Origin of the sequence: Streptomyces sp. H27-H5 (assembly GCF_026627505.1) — a bacterium.
Lineage (GTDB): Bacteria > Actinomycetota > Actinomycetes > Streptomycetales > Streptomycetaceae > Streptomyces.
The window spans coordinates 1-1,325 of the sequence record NZ_JAPNLK010000300.1; the positions used below are offsets into that span (position 1 = coordinate 1).

At 63.3% G+C, this 1,325-nt stretch carries 1 protein-coding gene; it reads right to left on the minus strand.

The annotated features are described in order from the left end of the window. Nucleotides 1-161: 161 nt before the first annotated feature. A complete protein-coding gene (locus tag OTB19_RS42895; protein WP_267804283.1) occupies nt 162-965 on the minus strand; it encodes an IS5 family transposase in 804 nt (267 codons plus the stop codon). Nucleotides 966-1,325 lie beyond the last annotated feature (360 nt).

Below are 1,325 nucleotides of genomic sequence, written 5' to 3' on the forward strand. Positions count from 1 at the left end.
TGCGCTCCTACCTCGACTCCGCCCGCAAACACGGACTGAGCGCCTTCGAGGCCATCCACCGCGCCCTCACCGGCAACCTCTGGATGCCACCGATCGAACAAACCACCTGACCAGCAAGCCTCACATAACGTCACCATCCAGCCGCAATTCCTTCTGAATGCTTACGCGAGGTTCGAGATCATCGCGATGCGGATCATGCTCTCGGAATGGGCGGGTTTGGTCTCGTAGTCGCGGGCCAGGCGGCGGTGCATCATGATCCATCCGAAGCTTCGCTCGACGACCCAGCGCCTGGGGATCACGGAGAAGCCTTTGACCTGCTCGTTTCGTGGGACTACGTCGACGTCGATACCGAGGGTGGCGCCGTGTTCGATGGCCTTGGTCTTGTAGCCGGTGTCGACCCACGCCTTGGTGATCGTGGGGTGGTCGGCGGCGAGTTGGGTGAGGAGCTGCTTGCCGGCCTCGTTGTCGGAGACGCTGGCGGCGGTCACGATGACCAGCAGTAACAGGCCGAGAGTGTCGACGACGATGCTGCGCTTGCGGCCCACGATCTTCTTCCCGGCATCCGTCCCCTGGGTGTCGGTGGGAACGCTGATAGCAGTCTTGACGCTCTGCGCATCGATCACGCAGGCGGTGGGCTCGGCGGTGCGTCCTGCCTGCTCACGGACCATCCGGTGCAGGTGAACGCCGAGTTTCTCGATGGTGCCGTCGGCGGTCCAGGCGCTGAAGTAGCCGAACACCGTGGTGTGCGGCGGGAAGTCGTGCGGAAGGTAGCGCCACGGGACACCGGTCCGGTTGAGGAAGAGGATCGCGTTCATGACTTCCCGCAGGTCAGTGACCTTGCCGCCGAGGTTGAGCGAGGTCTTCTGGCGCTCGGCCCGCCAAGCCGTCAGGGTCGGTTCCATCAACGCCCAGCGGGCGTCGGAGAGATCACTCAGGTACGGCAGGCGCGGCTGCGAAGAGGTCATGGGGATACTCATGCACGAGATCCCGACCCGGGCATATCGCTCGATCGAGCGAGGCAAAAGCCCTTTTCGGTAGGTTCTTCGAACCGGACAGGAGCTATTGGCCGGAACCGGGGTGAAACGCAGGATCGCGTCTGCCGAAGCGGCGGCCTCAAACCGCCTGTTCTGCCTGTATGCGGCCAATCCTGGCGCGGCAGAACCATCCCAACCATTACGTAAATGACACGAACGTCCTCTCAGCCTCGATCCACCGTGTAACGGCCGGGCTGTGGACGGGGAAACGGGAGGAGGTGCCCGCTGACCTGGGATGATGGGAGTTCTCACGCTTCCACCAGCACCAACCGGCAAGGCACCTCTCAAGTG

Bases quoted from the DNA above. Each gene is read 5' to 3' on its own strand.
- OTB19_RS42895 (WP_267804283.1), bottom strand. From the start codon at position 965: ATGACCTCTTCGCAGCCGCGCCTGCCGTACCTGAGTGATCTCTCCGAC.